Genomic DNA, 16,910 nt, shown 5'->3' on the forward strand with positions numbered 1-16,910 from the left:
GTCAGCTCTGCTCCTCCGAGGCCACGGGTTCGGGCGCGGGCTCGCTCGTGGACCTGGGCTTCGGCAGGGTTCCGGAGGCGGGCTCGGGCTCGTCTCGCGGCGGCTCCGCGGTCTCCGGCGTCTCCGGCCCCTCCGGTGTCTCCGCAGGCGAGGCCGGTTCCGGTTCGTGGCGGACGCCGGCGCGGTGCCCGCCGCGCACGCCGCGCACGCCGCGCCTGGCGCGGCGGCCCCGCCGTTCGCGCCGTTCGCGGTTGCGGTCGCCGCCCGGCACGAGGGTGTCGGCGCGCGCGCCCGGCAGCGCCAGGACGGCGACCAGGAGCACCGCCACGCCCTGGACGACGAGCCACGTGTGCCGCATCAGCATGCCGCGCGTCAGCGTGACCTCGCCGCCGGACGCGGGGACGTCGTAGCCCTGCGCCCATCCGTCGACGGTCCGCGACTTGAGGCCGCGGCCGTTCAGCTCCGCCTTCCAGCCGCCGTCGGCCGGTTCGGCGAGCAGCAGTGTGCGCGCGCCGGTCCCGGCGGGGATGCGCACACGCGCGTCGATCCTGCCCGCGCGCAGCGGCGTGATCGTGGAGCCCTGCAGGAGCATCATGCGGGCGGAGTTCGCCTGGAGGCGCCACACCGCGAACGATCCCGTCCGGCTGAGGCGCGACAGTTCCGGCGCCGCGTCCAGGACCTTGGTGACGGGGTCGGAGCCGGGGTGCGGCACCAGCACGTACTGGACGCCCATCCGCGACAGCGCCGGGCCGTCGTCGCCCTCCCGGTTGGCGGCCAGGCTCGCGACCAGCTCGTCCAGGCGCCGCTCGCCGGGCCCGTCCGCGATGGTCTCGGCCTCGCCGAGCCTCGGCCGGTCGCCGCGGAGCAGCGTGTAGGCGACGCGTCCGGACGGGTCGCCGTGCAGCACGAGCGTGCGCGGCCCGCCCGGCGCCTTGACGAACTCGGGGACGGTGTCCGCGCCGACCGTGCCCAGCGGCCCGTCCGCGCCCCGGGCGATCCACGCGCCCGCCGCGAGCAGCGGCGCCGTGAGCGCGGCGAGGACGACGACCGCGCCGCCCGCCTTGTAGATCAGGTGCTTGCCGGCGAGGACCTCGGTGCCGCGCTGGACGGCGGCGGTCGCGGCCAGCAGGACCCCGGCGCCCGCGAAGACCAGCGCGACGCCCGGCCAGGCCGGCGCCGCGTCCGCGCCCTTGGTGACGGTGGCGGCGCCGGTGAGGATCGCGACGAGCAGCCCGGCGACGGCCAGCAGCCAGCCCGCGAGGACGGCGGTGCGGCGGCCGCGCAGTGGCAGCGCGCAGACGGCGGCGGCGAACAGCCCGGCGAAGGTCCACCACACGGGCGTGCCGGGGCCGCCGGGGTTCAGGGCGAGCAGCTCGGCGGCCGTCGCGGGCTCGAACGCCCGGTGCAGGCCCGCCTCCAGCAGGAACCGCGACGGGTGCAGCAGCAGCCCGACCGTCCAGGGGAACAGCAGCAGCGGCGGGACGGCCAGCGCGATGACGAGGTTGCGGCGGTCCTGCCGGCGGCGCCGGTCGAACAGCGCCCAGACCAGGCCGCCGCCGGCCAGCGCGAGCGGCCACGCGAGCGGGACGAACGCGGTCGCGACGGTCAGCAGCAGCGCGACCGCCCACGCCGCGCGCCCGGCGCGCTTGCGCAGCGTGGCGGGGTCCGCGGCGAAGCGCGGCAGCCCGTACATGCGGGCGACCTGCACGGCGACCAGCGGGAGCAGGACGAGGACGACCGCGGTGCCGAGCCGGCCGCCCGCGATGGCGCCGGTCGCGGCGGGCAGCAGCGCGTACGCGGCGGCGAACCACACGCGGACGGCGGCGACGGGGATGCGGCGGCCGGTGGAGCGGGCCCGGCGGCCGGTCCGCGGCGGCTCCAGCACCAGGACGCGGGACGCGCGGTAGGCGGTGAGCCCGGCGAGCGGGACGCTGCCGAGCAGCAGGACCGCGACCGCCAGCCACGGTTTGCCGAACAGGACCGTCGACAACAGCGCCAGGAACCCGACGTACGGCGGGCTGCCCGCGCCCGTGCCGAGACCGACCGGGTGGAAGCCGGACAGGTACTGGTCCCACAGGTCGCTCGCGCCGCCCCATGCGGGCACGAGCGCTCCGCCGCCGAGCCGCGCGGCTCTGGTGATCAGCGACCGCTCGGCCGCGATGGTGACGGCGGCGAGCGCCAGCACCAGCAGCACGCCGGGACGGGCGAGCAGCCGGCGGATCGGGCCGGGCTCGTCGGTGATCTCGTCTTCGGACTCCCGGTCGTGCTCGTGCGCGGCGAAGAACTCCGAGACCGCCTCGCCGGCGCGGCGCAGCGCGACCATCCGGGGCTGGAACCGCCGGACGCTGCGGTGCACGCGCGCCCGGCCGTCGGCGCGGACGGCGCGGGCCCGCCGCAGCCGGCCCGGATCGCGCAGCACGTCGGCGAGCGCGGCGAGCTCCGCGCGCGCGGCGGCGGGCCGCTTGGTGATCGTCAGGACGAGCGCGTGCACCAGCGACGCCCACACGTTCCGGACCAGCGTCCGCAGCATGGTCCGGAACGGCTGGTTCGCCAGCAGCGTCCACAGCGCGTTGCGGCGGTCGCGGCGGAGCGGGTGCTCGGAGGTCATCCCGATCTCGCGGAGCCCCCGCCGCGCCGCCTCCGCGTGGTACACGACCGCGTCGGTCGCGACGACGACCCGGTGCCCGGCCGCGTGGACCCGCCAGCAGAAGTCCAGGTCGTCGCGGAAGATGCCGTACTCGACGTCGAACCCGCCGAGCCGGTCCCACACGTCGCGCCGCACCAGCATCCCGGCGCTGGAGACGGCCAGCACGTCGCGGACGCCGTCGTGCTGGCCCTGGTCGAACTCGCGGCGGTCGACGCCGGTCCAGCGGCGCCCGGCCGCGTCGACGGACGTCCCGGCCTCGCGCAGCACGCGCCGGTCGGCGAAGTCGCGGATCTTGGGGCCGAGGACGGCGATGCCGGGGTCGGACTCGGCGGTCCGCAGCAGGTGGCCGAGGGCGTCGTGGTCGGGCACGGAGTCGTCGTGCAGCAGCCAGACCCACTCGGACCTGGGGTTGCCCGGCTCGTCGTCGGGGACGGGGGCGGACGCGGCGTCCTGGCGCAGCGCCTCGGCGACGGCCTCGCCGTAGCCGGTGGTGCGGGGCAGCGTGAGGACGCCGTGACCGCCGACGACCTCGGCGAGGACGGCGGGGCCGCGGTCGCGGCTCCCGGTGTCCACGGTCACGAGGCGCTGCACGGGCCGCGCCTGCGTCAGCAGCGCCTTGAGCGCCTCGGGCAGCCAGCGCGCGCCGTCGTGGGCGACGAGGACGGCCGTGACGACATGGCGATCGAGTGTGGGGGCCAAGGATCGCTCGATCTGTGGGACGACGGGTGATTCCCTGCTGGAATGCAGCAGCCGTGCCGGCCCTGGGGCCGACACGGCTGCTTACTGTACGCGTGGCTTCGCTGTATTTCCTGCGATCCCGGCCCAAGGGGCTCGCCTGGCGGCTCGCCGCTCGACCGGGCTCGGGCGAGCGCGACCTCGCTTCGCGAGCCTCCCGGTGGGGGCTCGCCTCCGGCTCCGCCCCCACCGGTCAGACGACGCGCTCGCACGGCGGCTCGGCACGTCGGGCGGGAACTAGACGGCTTGGCGCTTCAGCTTGCGGCGTTCGCGTTCGGACAGTCCCCCCCAAATACCGAAACGTTCATCGTGCTGCAGCGCGTACTCCAAGCACTCCGTCCGCACCTCGCATGCCCGGCACACCTTCTTGGCCTCGCGAGTGGAGCCGCCCTTCTCCGGAAAAAACGCCTCCGGGTCCGTCTGCGCGCACAGTGCGCGCTCCTGCCAGCCCATCTCTTCGCCGTCTGTGCCGTGCGCCAGCGGGATGACGACCTCGCTCACAGCGCACCTCCTGCCCGTGGAACCCCCTGGTCAATGCCGTCCTCAAGATCTCTCCCCCGGGAAGGCATTGAAACTACACCGACGAAATTACACGCGTGTAGCGCCCGCCCCGTCAAGCGGAACGAGTTTCCAGGGCGACATAGCGGGTTATGTGGGGAAGCGCTCGCCGAACCTCAGATGAAGATCAGTTAATCGGCGGGTCAGTGAGGCGGATCACCGCCGGCCGGCGCCGGTCACTGCGGCGGCGGGGGGCGGTTGTCGCGGTACCAGTCGCCGCCCTCGTCGGGCCGCTGCTCGCCCTGCGGCTGCCCGGGGTGGGTGCCCTGCGGGCCCTGCTGTCCCGCGCCCTCCTGGCCGCCGGACCCGCCGTAGGCGCGGGTCCACTCGCCCATCTCCTCCTGCTGGTCGGCGGGCTGCTGCGGCTGCTCGCCTCCCTGCGGCTGCCCCGGCTGCGGCTGGGCCTGCCCCGGCTGGGCGGGCTGGCCGGGCTGCGGCTGGCCGTACTGCTGGTACTGCGGCTGGCCGTACTGCTGCTGCCCGTACTGCTGGCCGTACTGCTGCTGCGCGGCCTGCTGGCCCTCGGCGCCCTGCTGGCCGTACTGCTCGCCCTGCTGGCCGTACTGCTGGTACTGCTGGTAGCCCTGCTGGCCGTAGCCCTGCTGCCCGTACTGCTGGCCCTGCTGGTAGCCGAAGTCGGGGTAGCCCTGCTGCATCTGCGGCTGCGGGCGGGCCGGCTGCATGCCCTGGAAGACGGTGAAGACGAACCAGCCCGCGATGCCGATCACGGCGATCTTGCCGCCGCCGGCGAGGAACACGGCGAGCTTGCTGAGGGCGCTCGCGCCGTCGGCGGCCATCGCGCTCAGCCAGGAGATGACGGCGAACAGGGCGGTGACGCCGAGCACGCCGAGCGCGCCCATGGTGATGGTGCGGGCCTGCGGGGTCGCGGCGGCGCCCCAGGTCGTCAGCACGACCGCGAGGACGGCCAGCCCGACACAGACGATCTGCGTGAACAGGGTGTCCTGGGCGGCCGCGAGCGCACGGTAGGTGAAGGCACCGCCGCCGCCGAGCAGCAGGATGATGCCCGCGAGCAATTGGACGCCCGCGGAGGCGAGCAGTACCCAGGCGGCCGGTTCGCGCAGGCGCTGGACGGCTTCCTTGTTCACGGTGACTTCTCCAGACCGAGGCAATCGGATGACACGCAAAGCTTTGCACATCCCGCCCGGCCCCGTCTCTGTCCCCCGCGGCACGCCAAAACCCTAGAAAGGCGCGGTTCGCGGACGCGGAACGCGCCCTGCGCGTCGAGAGCCGCCCACCGGCGCCCTAGGCTGATCGGCATGAGGATCGTGGCGCTGGCGGGCGGCATCGGGGGAGCCCGCTTCCTGCGCGGGCTCCAGGCCGCCGCCCCCGAGGCGGAGATCACCGTCATCGGCAACACCGGGGACGACATCTCCCTGTTCGGGCTGCGTGTCTGCCCCGATTTGGACACCGTGATGTACACCCTCGGCGGCGGGATCAACGAGGAGCAGGGCTGGGGGCGGACGGACGAGACGTTCGCCGTCAAGGAGGAGCTGGCCGCCTACGGCGTGGGGCCCGGCTGGTTCGGGCTCGGCGACCGCGACTTCGCCACCCACATCGTCCGGACGCAGATGCTGGCGGCCGGGTACAAGCTGTCGTCGGTGACGGAGGCGCTGTGCGACCGGTGGAAGCCGGGCGTGCGGCTCATCCCGATGACCGACGACCAGGTCGAGACGCACGTGGTCGTGGACGACCCGGAGCGCGGTCGGCGCGCGATCCACTTCCAGGAGTGGTGGGTGCGGCTGCGCGCGTCGCTGCCCGCGCTGTCGATCGCGCCGGTCGGCGCCGACGAGGCGAAGCCGGCCCCGGGCGTGCTCAAGGCGATCGAGGAGGCGGACGTGGTGCTGTTCCCGCCGTCCAACCCGGTCGTCAGCATCGGGACGATCCTGGCGATCCCCGGCATCCGCGAGGCGGTCGCGGCGAACACCGTGGTCGGTGTGTCGCCGATCATCGGCGGCGCCCCGGTGCGCGGGATGGCGGACGCGTGCCTGACCGCGATCGGCGTGGAGACGTCGGCGAAGGCGGTGGCCGAGTACTACGGGCTCGGGCTGCTGGACGGCTGGCTCGTCGACGAGGCGGACGGCGACGTGCGGGTGGAGGGCATCGAGGTGCGGTCCCGCCCGCTGCTGATGAGCGACCCGGAGGCCACGGCGGCGATCGCGCGCGCGGCGCTCGACCTGGCCCTCCGGCTGAAGAAGGAAGCGCCGTGAATCTGCAGGTGTTCGGCATCCCCGGGCTGCCCGAGGTCGGCGAGGGCGACGACATCGCCGCGCTGGTCCCGGCGGACGCGGTCGAGGACGGGGACGTGCTGGTCGTCACGTCCAAGATCGTCAGCAAGGCGGAGGGCCGGGTCCTGGTCGCGGACGACCGGGAGAAGGCGATCGACGCCGAGACGGTGCGGGTGGTGGCGCGGCGCAGGCACGCGCGCGGCGAGACCCGGATCGTGGAGACGCGGCAGGGGCTGGTGCTGGCGGCGGCGGGGGTGGACGCGTCCAACACCGCGCCCGGCACCGTCCTGCTGCTGCCGGAGGACTCCGACGCCTCCGCGCGCCGCATCCGCGCGGGCGTGCGGGAGCGGACCGGCGCGGACGTCGCGGTCATCGTGTCCGACACGCTGGGCCGGCCGTGGCGCAACGGCCTGACGGACGCGGCGATCGGCGTGGCGGGCCTCGCGCCGCTCAGCGACCTGCGCGGCACCGACGACGCGTACGGCAACCGGCTCGAAGCGACCATCACCGCCGTCGCGGACGAGATCGCGGCGGCGGCGGAGCTGGTGAAGGGCAAGCTCGACGGGGTGCCGATCGCGGTGGTGCGCGGGCTGGCGCACCTGGTGACCGGCGACGACGGTCCGGGGGCGCGGCAGCTCGTCCGGCCGCCCGCCGAGGACATGTTCCGGTACGGGTCGGCGGACGTGCTGCACGCGCGCCGCACCATCCGCGAGTTCACCGCGGACCCGGTCGACCCGGAGGCGGTGCGGCGCGCGGTCGCCGCCGCGATCACCGCGCCGGCGCCGCACCACACGACGCCGTGGCGGTTCGTCCTGCTGGAGTCGGCCGAGTCCCGGACCCGGCTGCTGGACGCGATGCGCGACGCGTGGGAGGGCGACCTGCGCCGCGACGGCTTCTCCGAGGAGTCGATCGCCAAGCGGCTGCGGCGCGGCGACGTGCTGCGCCGCGCGCCCTACCTGGTCGTCCCGTGCCTGGTCATGGACGGCTCGCACGACTACCCCGACGCGCGCCGCGCGACCGCCGAGCGCGAGATGTTCGTCGTGGCGACCGGGGCGGGCGTGGAGAACCTGCTGGTGTCGCTGGCGGTGGAGGGGCTCGGGTCGTGCTGGGTGTCCAGCACGATGTTCTGCCGCGACGTCGTCCGCGAGGCCCTGGACCTGCCGGACGAGTGGGACCCGATGGGCGCCGTCGGCGTCGGCCACCCCGCCGCTCCGCCCCGCGACCGCCCGCCCCGGACCCCCGACGCGTTCATCGAAGTCCGTTGACCTGCGGCGTGTCGCCCTGATCGGCGGTGCCGTGAGGGCGACACGCGACGGCTCAGCGTTTCCAGGCGGAGAGCGCCCGGTCGATCTCCTTGGGGGTGGGGAGGCGGAGGGCGCGCGGCGGCCCGGCCGAGAGGCCGTGGTCGCGGGCGTAGGCGTCGCCGAACGTGCCGTCGGGCGCGCGGAAGCCCGCCTGCTGGAGGGCGTCGCGGGCGGACCGCGCGCCGAGCGCGTCGCCGAACGCGGCCGCCGCGTCGCGGTGCCGCCGGTCGCGGGCCGTGACGGCGTACGGGTGGTCGAGCATGAGCGTGCCCTCGTCCGGGACGATCGGGGTGACCGGGTTGGGTCGGTGCGCGCCGTTGTAGGCGATGGCGGCCTGCTCGGTGGTGACGGTGAGGGACCGGGCGAGCCGCGGCGCGGTGGTGAGCCCGGCGAGCACCGCGGCGGAGCCGCCGGACGCGTCGTCCACCGGTGACGGCGCGGCCCCGCGCAGGTCGCCCGCGACGTCGCCCGCCTTCCCGCCGACCTGCTCGACGGCGAGCATCGCGACCATCCCGCTGGTGCCGACGGCCGGGTCCGCCGCCCTGCGGGCGAGGGCGACGCCGTCCGCCTCGTCCTTGAGCAGCAGCTTCCAGCTCATGGCGACGTGGTCGGCGGCGAACTCCTCCGCCACCGGACGGGTCATGGCGAGCACCACGGGCGTCGCGGCGAGCGGCGTCCCGCCCGATGGGACGTTCCTGTCGCCCGCGTCGCGGACGATCCCCAGCCACACCGACGACTCCGGCACCCAGGCGTCCGCGCGCCGCCGCAGCTCAGGACGGCGGGCGAACTCGGCGGGCGCGACGGCCGTCACGCGCGCGCGGACGCACCGTCCGCCGACGCGGTGCTCCTCCACGTTGAACCGGGCCGCGACATCGCGCAGCGCCGGTGCGATCTCCGGCTGCGCGGCGACCGTGACGCGCACCGTGCCGCCCGCGCACGACGACGGCCCCGGCAGCAGGCCGAGCGCCCACGCCCCGCCGCCCACGCCCGTCACGACGAGCAAGGCGGCCGCCCACACCTTCCACCTCACCCGTCAGTCATACCGGACACACTAGGAGCATGCGTTCATTCGCGGCGAGTCGCCGTCATGGGCGTGGCCATGACGGCGACTCGCCGCGGCTCAACGGGGCGTGAGGGTGAGGGTGGGGCGGCCGAAGTGGCCGATGCCGTCGGTCTTGCGGGCGGCTTCGAGGCGCTCCGCCGGGACCTCGCCGTAGAGGGTGGTGCGCTGGCGGGCGGGACGTCCCGCCCGCGCGGCGATCTCCTCCAGCTCGCTGATCGGCTTGAACGACCCGTTCTCCGACCCCGCCATCCGGCTGATGGTCTCCTCCATCAGCGTCCCGCCGAGGTCGTTGACGCCGCCCTTCAGCACCCGCGTGCACAGCTCGTCGCCGAGCTTCACCCAGGACGTCTGGATGTTGGAGATGGCGCCGTGCAGCAGGATCCGCGCGAGCGCGTGGACGGCGACGTTCTCCCGCACGGTCGGCCCCGGACGCGCGAGCCCGGCCAGGTAGATCGGCGAGTTGTGGTGGACGAACGGCAGCAGCACGAACTCGCTGAACCCGCCCGTCCGCTCCTGGATGGAGCGCAGCAGCCTGAGGTGCGCGACCCAGTGCGCCGGGGTGTCCACATGCCCGTACATCATCGTGGACGTCGTCGGGATGCCGATCTCGTGCGCGGTGGTGACGACCTCGACCCACTGGTCGGTGGGCAGCTTGCCCTTCGTCAGCACCCAGCGGACGTCGTCGTCGAGGATCTCGGCGGCCGTCCCGGGCAGCGAGTCGACGCCCGCCTCCTTCGCCGCCTCCAGCCACTCGCGGATGGACAGGTCGGTGCGGGACGCGCCGTTGACGACCTCCATCGGGCTGTAGGAGTGCAGGTGGATGCCGGGGGCGCGGCGCTTCACCTCGCGGGCGAGGTCGAAGTAGGCGGTGCCGGGCAGGTCCGGGTGGATGCCGCCCTGCATGCAGATCTCGGTGGCGCCCGCCTCCCACGCCTCGTCCACCCGGTCGCCGACCTGCTGGAGCGACAGCGTGTACGCGTCGGCGTCGGTGCGGCGCTGCGCGAACGCGCAGAACCGGCAGCCGGTGTAGCAGACGTTCGTGAAGTTGATGTTCCGGGTGACGACGTAGGTCACGTCGTCGCCGACCGTGTCGCGGCGCAGGTCGTCGGCCAGCTGCGCGAGCGCGTCCAGCTCGGGGCCGTCGGCGTGCAGCAGCGCGAGGGCCTCGTCGTCGGTCAGGCCGGCCGGGTCCCGCTCGGCGGCGGCGAGGGCGGCCTTGACGTCGGCGTCGAACCGCTCGGGGGCGGCCATCCGCTCCTTGAGCGCGTCCCAGTCGCCGTAGACCTCGTCGAAGTCGTCGCGCCGGTCGGACGTGCGGCCGGTCGTGTCGATCTCGGTGTGCAGGTCGGTGCGCCCGGACGCCTCGAACCCGCCGTCGGGCTCCTGCCACGGACGCCCTTCGAGCACGGCGTCCTCGCGGGCGAGCCCGGTCGCCGGATCGGCCAGCGCGGACACGTGCCCGAGGAGCCGCGGGTCCAGCCACGGCTCGCCCCGCTTGACGTACTCGGGGTAGATCGTGAGGCGTTCGCGCAGCTCGAAGCCCGCTTCGGCGGTCCGCGCGGCCAGCTCGTCGATCTGCGGCCACGGACGCTCGGGGTTCACGTGGTCCGGCGTCAGCGGGGACACGCCGCCCCAGTCGTCGATGCCGGCGCGCAGCATCAGCGCGTACTGGTCGGCGACGAGGTTCGGCGGCGCCTGGACGCGCGCCTTCGGGCCGAGGACGATCCGCGTCACCGCGATCGTCGCGGCGAGCTCCTCCAGCTCGGCGTCGGGCGTGTCGCGCATCTTGGTGTCCGGCTTCGCGCGGAAGTTCTGCACGATCACCTCCTGGACGGCGCCGTACTCGCGCATCGTCCGGCGGATCGCGAAGATCGCGTCCGCGCGCTCCTCGACCGTCTCGCCGATCCCGATGAGGATGCCGGTGGTGAACGGGACGTTCGTCCGGCCGGCGTCCTCCAGCACCCGCAGCCGGACGGCCGGGTCCTTGTCCGGCGAGCCGAAGTGCGGGCCGCCGCGCTCGCTGAACAGCCGCGTCGCGGTGGTCTCCAGCATCATCCCCATGGACGGCGCGACCGGCTTGAGCCGCTGGAAGTCGCGCCACGTCAGCACGCCGGGGTTCAGGTGCGGCAGCAGCCCGGTCTCCTCCAGCACCCGGATCGCCATCGCCCGCACGTAGGACAGCGTGTCGTCGTAGCCGTGGGCGTCGAGCCACTCGCGGGCCTGCTTCCACCGGTCCTCGGGACGGTCCCCGAGCGTGAACAGCGCCTCCTTGCAGCCCATCGCCGCGCCCTGGCGGGCGATCTCCAGCACCTCGTCGGGGCTGAGGTACGGCGCGTCCAGCTTGTGCGGGACGGTCGCGAACGTGCAGTAGCCGCAGCGGTCCCGGCACAGCCGGGTCAGCGGGATGAAGACCTTGCGGCTGTAGGTGATGATCCCGGGACGTCCCGCCGCCGCGAGACCGGCGTCCCTGGTCCTCGCCGCGTAGGCGAGGAGATCGTCGAGCTGCGGGCCCCTGGCCTGCAGCAGCGTCGTGGCCTCGGACTGGTCGAGCGTCTTCCCGTCACGCGCACGGGCCAAGGCCCGCCTCACCGCGTTCTCAGTGGCCTCCATGCGGGCACTCTATGCCAATCGTCATATTTTGCGACGCGGCGGGGCCCGGAAACCGGCGATCACCCCGGTACAGCCCGCCCCGCCCTCCGACTATTCCCGCGAGGACACCCCAACTCGGGATGTAGCGGAACTTAATGATTGCGTCTAGAAAGAGTCGCTGGTCCTCAATGTTGGACTGAGTCAAGCTATGGGTGCGAGAGGGTCGTCCCCCCGGGCGGAACCGCCGCCGCACGGCCCTCGCCGGAGGAACAGTCCCATGCTGGTCATGCTCGCGATCATCATCGCCCTCGCCGTTCTCGCGCCGGTCTTCGGCGCCGACACCCGCGACGGCCTCAACTGGACCCCGGACAGTGCTCACCAGCGCCGCCCTCGGCGTCGGGCGCTGGACGCCCTCCTTCAACGGGCGTCGCGGCGATCGCTGCATCGCTCCGACTCGCCTGGCGGCTCGCTGCGCGATCAGGTTCTCGCAGGCTCGAACCTGCCTTCGGACGCGATCGCGACGCTCGGAACCGACACCGGCCAGGGCGACCGCCCGGGCGATGCGCGAGTCAGAAGCTCCGGTAGTCGCGGACGGGAAGGCGCGGGCCGCGCCGCGGAGGCCGCGCGCCGGACGATTCCAGCAGCCGGGTGACCCGGTGCCGATGCCCCGCGTACGGCGCCAGCAGCTCCAGCATCCCGTCGTCGTCGACTTTGCGGCCCGCCAGCGCCCAGCCGACCAGGCCGGGCAGGTTGTAGTCGCCGACGGAGACGGCGTCGGGATCGCCCGCCGCCCGCTGCCGGACCTCCGCCGCCGTCCAGACCCCGACGCCCGGCAGCGTCCGCAGCCGGGCCTCGGCCGGGTCGTCCTCCAGCCGGGCGGCGACCCGCGCCGCGCCGATGATGGTCCGGGCCCGGACCGCCTCCAGCCCGGACCGGTGCCACTCCCACGACGGGATCCGGACCCAGACCGCGGGCGGCGGCGGCACCCGCAGCCGCAGCGCGGCGGGCGCGCCCGGCGCCGGCTCGCCGAACCGGCGCAGCAGGTACCCCCAGGCCCGCCACGCCTCCTGCGCGAGGACCTTCTGCTCCATCACCGCCGGGACGAGCGCCTCGAACACCCGGTTCGTCCGGCCGATCCGCAGCCCCGGCCGCAGTAGCGCCTGCCGCCGCACGATCTCGTGGTGCGCCTCGAACCCGTCCGGTTCGTCGGACGCCCCGAGCAGGTCGGGCAGGCCGTCCAGCAGCCACCCGGCGCCCGGCCCCCACGCGCGCCCCTCCACGGCCGCACCGCTGCGCCTGACCCGCAGCGTGCCAGGACCCTCCGGGGTGTAGGACGCGCGCCAGACCGTCCCGTCCGGCTCCACCCGGAACGCCGGATCGTGATGGCCGCGCCGGTGCGGCCCGAGCGTCGCCCCCACATCGACGTCGAACCCCGGCGTCCACATCCGCCGCAGCCCCTCCGCGGCACGGCCCGGCAGCGGCCCGGACGCGACGCCCGCGGCGCCGCCGTCAGGCATCGGTGGAGAAGCGGACCGCCGTGGCCGGGAGCTCGATCCCCGGCCAGACGCGCAGCCCGCAGCACAGCTCGTTGCCCGGGCCGACCACCGCGCCGTCACCGAGGATCACCCCGTCCAGCACCGCCCCGGGGCCGACGCGCGCGCCGCGGCTCAGCACCGAGTCGCGGACGGTCGCGCCCTCCGCGACGAACGAGTCGTCCAGCAGCACGCTGCCGATGACGGTGGCGCCCGCCTCGACCACCGCGCCGCGCCCGACCGTCGTGCCGCCGCGCACCACCGCGCCCGGCGACACCGTCGAACCGGCGAGGGCGAGCCGCTCGCCCGCCTCGCCCGGCATCGCCGGCGAGTCGATCCGGCCGAGGACGAGGTCGCAGGAGCCGCGCACGAACGCCTCCGGCGTGCCGACGTCCAGCCAGTAGCCCGACTCGACGTGGCCCATGACCACGGCGCCGGACGCGATCAGCGAGGGGAACGTCTCCCGCTCCACCGAGACGACCTCGTCCTCGGCGATCGTGTCGATCGCCGACCGGCGGAACACGTAGCAGCCCGCGTTGATCTGGTTCGTCACCGGATGGGACGTCTTCTCCAGGAACGCGGTGACGCGCCCCGCGCCGTCGGTCGGGACGCAGCCGAACCGGGTCGGGTCGTCCACCTCGGTGAGGTGCAGCGTCACCGCCGCGCCGGCGCTCTCGTGCACCTTCACCTGGGCGCGCACGTCATGGCCGGACAGGATGTCGCCGTTGAGGATCAGGACCGGATCGTCCGGGCCGCAGGTCAGCGCGCGCGCCGCGTTGCGGATCGCGCCGCCGGTGCCGAGCGGCTGCGCCTCACTGACGTACACCAGGTCCACGCCGTGCGCGCGCGGGCCGAACGCCGCCTCGAACATCTCCGCGCGGTAGGACGTCGCGAACACGATGCGCTCCACACCGGCGGCGTGCGCGCGCGCCAGCTGGTGCGCCAGGAAGGCCACGCCGGCCGTGGGGAGCAGAGGCTTCGGGGTGGAGATCGTCAAGGGGCGCAGGCGGGTGCCCTGGCCTCCCACCAGGAGGATCGCTTCCACTCGGTTCCTTTCTCCACCGCGGTCGTGGTGACGAAGCCTAGTGGGTGGCCGATGCCGGCCCGCGACCGTGGGACGCCTCGTGCTGCCGGATCGCCCGCTCGTAGGAGGCCAGGTGCGCCTCGGCGGACGCCGTCCAGGTGAACTCCAGCGACCGGGTGTAGGCGGCCTCCGCCAGGCCGGCGCGGCGGGCCGGGTCGCCGCTCAGCGCCGTCAGCGCCGACGCGATGCCCTCCGGGTCCGGCTCGGTGTAGGCGACCGCGTCGCCGCCGACCTCCGGCAGCGGCCCGCGCCGCGTCGTCAGGACGGGCGCGCCGCACGCCATCGCCTCCAGCACCGGCAGGCCGAACCCCTCGCCGCGGCTCGGCAGCGCCACCACCAGCGCGCCGCCGAAGAACCCGGGCAGCGACGGCCACGGCAGGTACCCCGGCCGCAGCACCCGCATCCGCGGCGGCACCGTCGCCATCGCCCCGTCGACCTCGTCGTCCCAGCCGCCGCCGCCCGCCAGGACCAGCGCGGGCGGGTCCTCCAGGTCGGAGCAGGCGCGCACCCAGCCGCGGATGAGGTTCGGGACGTTCTTGCGCGGCTCCAGCGCGCCCAGATAGGCGACGTACGGGCGGCCGTGCAGGCCGAGCCGGTCGGAGACCTGCTTCACCTCCGCCTCGGACGGCCGGTGGAACACCTCGTGGTCGACGCCGTGGTAGGCCACGTCGATGTGCTCCGGGTCGGCGCCCAGCACCCGCACCAGCTCGTCCCGCGTCGCCCGCGACGGGACGATCAGCCGGGTCGCGCGGCGCGCCGCGGTGCGGGTCGCCGACTTGACGTAGGTGGTGCGGACCGGGTCGTGCACCTCCGGCTCCGCGAACAGCGTCACGTCGTGGATGGTCACCACCGTCGGCCGGACGGCGCTGACCGGCATCGTGTACGTCGGCAGATGGATCACGTCGGCCTCGACGCCGTCGGCGACGTGCGGCAGACCGGTCTGCTCCCACGCCAGCCTGGTCGCGCGGTGCGCCAGCGCCGCCGGGCCCGCGACGATCCGGGCCCCGGGCGCGAGTTCCCCGTACCGCTTCTCGTCCGCGCGCTGGCAGGCGACCGCGAGGTCCGCGCCGAGCGCGTGCAGGGCCGACAGCAGGCCGTCCACGTACCGTCCGAGCCCGCCTCTGTCGGCGGGTACCGCGGTGGCATCGAGCAGGATCCGAGGCGCCACGGTCCACTCCCCCATTCCGGCGCTTCCGCCGTAGTGGCGTAGATCACTCTTTACCGTTCGAGCCTACGCCCGCGACCGGCCGGGGCGCGCGACCTCCGCGCCGCTCGCCGCCGCGAGTCATGGAGAGGCCCTACCCGAGCCCCCGGGCCCATACCTTTCTCCCCGGGGCCCTTCCCACACCTATCTCTTGCGCGCGTGCACCAGGACGATGCTGCCCTGCCGGTTCGGCGCGTTCTTGTCGGCGAGCGCCACCAGCGGCGCCAGCGGGGCCGCCGCGTTGAAGCCGACCTTCCCGCCGTACGTCGACAGCGACAGGTACAGGCGCTCCGTCGCGGCCGTCCTGAACTGGTAGGAGTGCCGGACCAGGTCGAGGCCGCGCTCGTCCATCAGCTTGCGCAGGCTCTCGTGGGTGTAGGTGTGCTGGACGTGGTACTTCGCCTTGTGCGCGTCGCGCAGCTTCGGCCACGCGTCGGCCCGGCTCAGCACGTCGGCGGACATGAAGATCTCACCGCCGGGCTTCAGCACCCGCGCCATCTCGTCCAGGGACTTCCCGCCGTCGTCGAAGTGCTCGATCGCGCACACCGACAGGACCGCGTCGAACGAGCCGTCGCCGAACGGCAGCCGCAGCGCGTCGCACTCGATCAGCGCGGGCGCGTCGGCGAGCGTCCGGCCGTACACCATCTTGTTGCGCGCCAGGTCGATCGAGACCGCGTGGGCCCCGCGGCGGCGCGCGCGCCCCGCCCAGTAGCCGTCGCCGCCGGCGACGTCGAGGACCCGCTTGCCGCGCAGGTCCCGTCCCATCCAGGACAGCAGCGTCCCCGCCTCGCGGTACCGGCACACGTGCACCTGGTGCCCCATGAAGGCGACCACATCCGAGAGTTTCATCGTCCCCAACTGTAGGGCGCGGCGGGCCGCGGCGCGGCCGAAGCGGCCCCGCCGGAGCCGCGGCGCGGCGGGATCCCGGTTCGCCTACGCTGGGCGCGTGAACATCAAGGTCGTCGCAATGCGGGCCCTGCGCGTGCTGCTGGTACTGCTCGCGCTCGGGTTCTGCGCCTACAGCGTGATCCACCAGTGGGACGCGACGACGAAGGCGTTCCGGGAGATGTCCTGGCCCACGCTCGCCGGCGCGCTCGTCACGGGCCTGGCCGGCCTGTTCGCCTGGACGCTCGGATGGCGGACGTTCCTCGGCGGCCTCGGCTCGCCCCTGCCGCTGAAGGTCGCCTACCGGATCTCGGCGGTGTCCCAGCTCGGCAAGTACGTGCCCGGCAAGGTGTGGGCGCTCGTCACCCAGATCGAGATGGCCCGCGAGCACAAGGTGCCCGCCGAGCGCAGCTTCGGCTCGACGCTGCTGGCCGTGGCGACCTCGACCGCCTGCGGGCTGGCCGTGGCGGCGGTGACGCTGCCGCTGACGTCGGCCGCGGCGCGCCGCGAGTACTGGTGGCTGTTCCTGCTCGCCCCGTTCATGCTCGCGGCGCTGCACCCGAAGATCGTGACGTGGGCGCTCGGCGTCATGCTGAAGCTCGTCCGGCGGCCTCCGCTGGAGCACCCCGTCAGCCTCGGCGTGACGCTGCGGGCCGTCGGCTGGACGGTCCTCGGCTGGGCGCTGTTCGGCGTCCACACCTGGCTGCTGTGCCTGGCCGTCGGCGGCGACGGCCCCGGGCTGCCGTTCCTCGCGACCGGCGCCTACGGGCTGGCGTTCGTCGCCGGGTTCCTGGTGTTCATCGCGCCGGGCGGCATCGGCGCGCGGGAGGCGGCGCTGACGGTGGTGCTGACGCCGGTGCTGCCGGCGGGCGCGCCGGTCGTCGTCGCGATCGCGTCCCGCGTCGTGCTGACGGTCGCCGACCTGCTCAACGCGGGCGCCGGCCTCCTCCTCGGCCGCCCCGCCCGCCGCCACCGCGCCGAGGCCGCGTTCCTGGCGGACGAGGGTGGGAATGAAGACGGACGCGCCGCACTTGTCAGGAACACGCAGCCTACGAAGGAGTGA

General features: G+C 74.6%; 13 protein-coding genes. 4 read left to right on the top strand and 9 right to left on the bottom strand.

Translation table 11 applies throughout. The features are described 5' to 3' along the window. Position 1 precedes the first annotated feature (1 nt). From amrb99_RS24825 to amrb99_RS24835, 3 genes are all read right to left on the bottom strand, one after another. Complete coding sequence (locus tag amrb99_RS24825; RefSeq protein ID WP_190860163.1) at positions 2 to 3,346, bottom strand: glycosyltransferase; 3,345 nt, start codon at positions 3,344 to 3,346, stop codon at positions 2 to 4. Positions 3,347 to 3,619: 273 nt separating this feature from the next. Beyond that, positions 3,620 to 3,835: a WhiB family transcriptional regulator gene (locus amrb99_RS24830; RefSeq protein WP_171064042.1), complete on the bottom strand. Its 216-nt coding sequence runs from the start codon at positions 3,833 to 3,835 to the stop codon at positions 3,620 to 3,622. Between the two features lie 281 nt (positions 3,836 to 4,116). Further along, on the bottom strand, positions 4,117 to 5,046 hold the full coding sequence (locus amrb99_RS24835; RefSeq protein WP_190860165.1) for a hypothetical protein: 930 nt from the start codon (positions 5,044 to 5,046) through the stop codon (positions 4,117 to 4,119). Between the two features lie 171 nt (positions 5,047 to 5,217). Between amrb99_RS24835 and cofD the strand changes: the two genes are divergently transcribed. Both cofD and amrb99_RS24845 read left to right on the top strand, forming a co-directional pair. Further along, entirely contained in the window at positions 5,218 to 6,168 is a 951-nt protein-coding gene (gene cofD / locus amrb99_RS50180) for a 2-phospho-L-lactate transferase (RefSeq protein WP_190860167.1), read from the top strand. Next, a complete protein-coding gene (locus amrb99_RS24845; RefSeq protein ID WP_190860168.1) occupies positions 6,165 to 7,451 on the top strand; it encodes a coenzyme F420-0:L-glutamate ligase in 1,287 nt (428 codons plus the stop codon). Before cofD ends, amrb99_RS24845 begins: the two co-directional genes overlap by 4 nt. 52 nt (positions 7,452 to 7,503) lie before the next feature. Here amrb99_RS24845 and amrb99_RS24850 read toward each other — a convergent pair whose 3' ends face one another. Both amrb99_RS24850 and amrb99_RS24855 read right to left on the bottom strand, forming a co-directional pair. Beyond that, on the bottom strand, positions 7,504 to 8,520 hold the full coding sequence (locus amrb99_RS24850) for a substrate-binding domain-containing protein (RefSeq protein WP_190860170.1): 1,017 nt from the start codon (positions 8,518 to 8,520) through the stop codon (positions 7,504 to 7,506). A 90-nt stretch (positions 8,521 to 8,610) separates the two neighbouring features. Then, on the bottom strand, positions 8,611 to 11,163 hold the full coding sequence (locus amrb99_RS24855; RefSeq protein WP_190860172.1) for a bifunctional FO biosynthesis protein CofGH: 2,553 nt from the start codon (positions 11,161 to 11,163) through the stop codon (positions 8,611 to 8,613). A gap of 256 nt (positions 11,164 to 11,419) precedes the next feature. On the opposite strand from amrb99_RS24855, the gene amrb99_RS24860 reads away from it, so the two are divergent. Then, the gene (locus amrb99_RS24860) at positions 11,420 to 11,794 is read left to right on the top strand and encodes a hypothetical protein (RefSeq protein ID WP_190860174.1); all 375 of its coding nucleotides are present in this window, start codon (positions 11,420 to 11,422) and stop codon (positions 11,792 to 11,794) included. On the opposite strand, the gene amrb99_RS24865 is transcribed toward amrb99_RS24860, so the two are convergent. The 4 genes from amrb99_RS24865 to amrb99_RS24880 all read right to left on the bottom strand — a co-directional run bounded on the left by amrb99_RS24865 (position 11,712) and on the right by amrb99_RS24880 (position 15,811). After that, positions 11,712 to 12,659, bottom strand: coding sequence for a DNA-3-methyladenine glycosylase 2 family protein (locus amrb99_RS24865; protein WP_241755889.1), 948 nt, complete (start codon positions 12,657 to 12,659; stop codon positions 11,712 to 11,714). The two genes, amrb99_RS24860 and amrb99_RS24865, sit on opposite strands and share 83 nt — an antisense overlap. Beyond that, positions 12,652 to 13,719, bottom strand: coding sequence for a sugar phosphate nucleotidyltransferase (locus tag amrb99_RS24870; protein ID WP_190860176.1), 1,068 nt, complete (start codon positions 13,717 to 13,719; stop codon positions 12,652 to 12,654). Before amrb99_RS24870 ends, amrb99_RS24865 begins: the two co-directional genes overlap by 8 nt. A 37-nt stretch (positions 13,720 to 13,756) precedes the next feature. Next, complete coding sequence (locus tag amrb99_RS24875) at positions 13,757 to 14,926, bottom strand: glycosyltransferase (protein WP_190860178.1); 1,170 nt, start codon at positions 14,924 to 14,926, stop codon at positions 13,757 to 13,759. A gap of 180 nt (positions 14,927 to 15,106) precedes the next feature. Then, positions 15,107 to 15,811 carry a class I SAM-dependent methyltransferase gene (locus amrb99_RS24880; protein ID WP_190860180.1) on the bottom strand — a complete coding sequence of 235 codons (705 nt, stop codon included), beginning with the start codon at positions 15,809 to 15,811 and terminating at the stop codon, positions 15,107 to 15,109. 97 nt (positions 15,812 to 15,908) lie between these two features. Here amrb99_RS24880 and amrb99_RS24885 point away from each other — a divergent pair, with 97 nt between their 5' ends. After that, positions 15,909 to 16,910, top strand: coding sequence for a lysylphosphatidylglycerol synthase transmembrane domain-containing protein (locus tag amrb99_RS24885; protein WP_347256837.1), 1,002 nt, complete (start codon positions 15,909 to 15,911; stop codon positions 16,908 to 16,910).

It is taken from the genome of Actinomadura sp. RB99 (assembly GCF_014706005.1).
Taxonomy (GTDB): domain Bacteria; phylum Actinomycetota; class Actinomycetes; order Streptosporangiales; family Streptosporangiaceae; genus Spirillospora.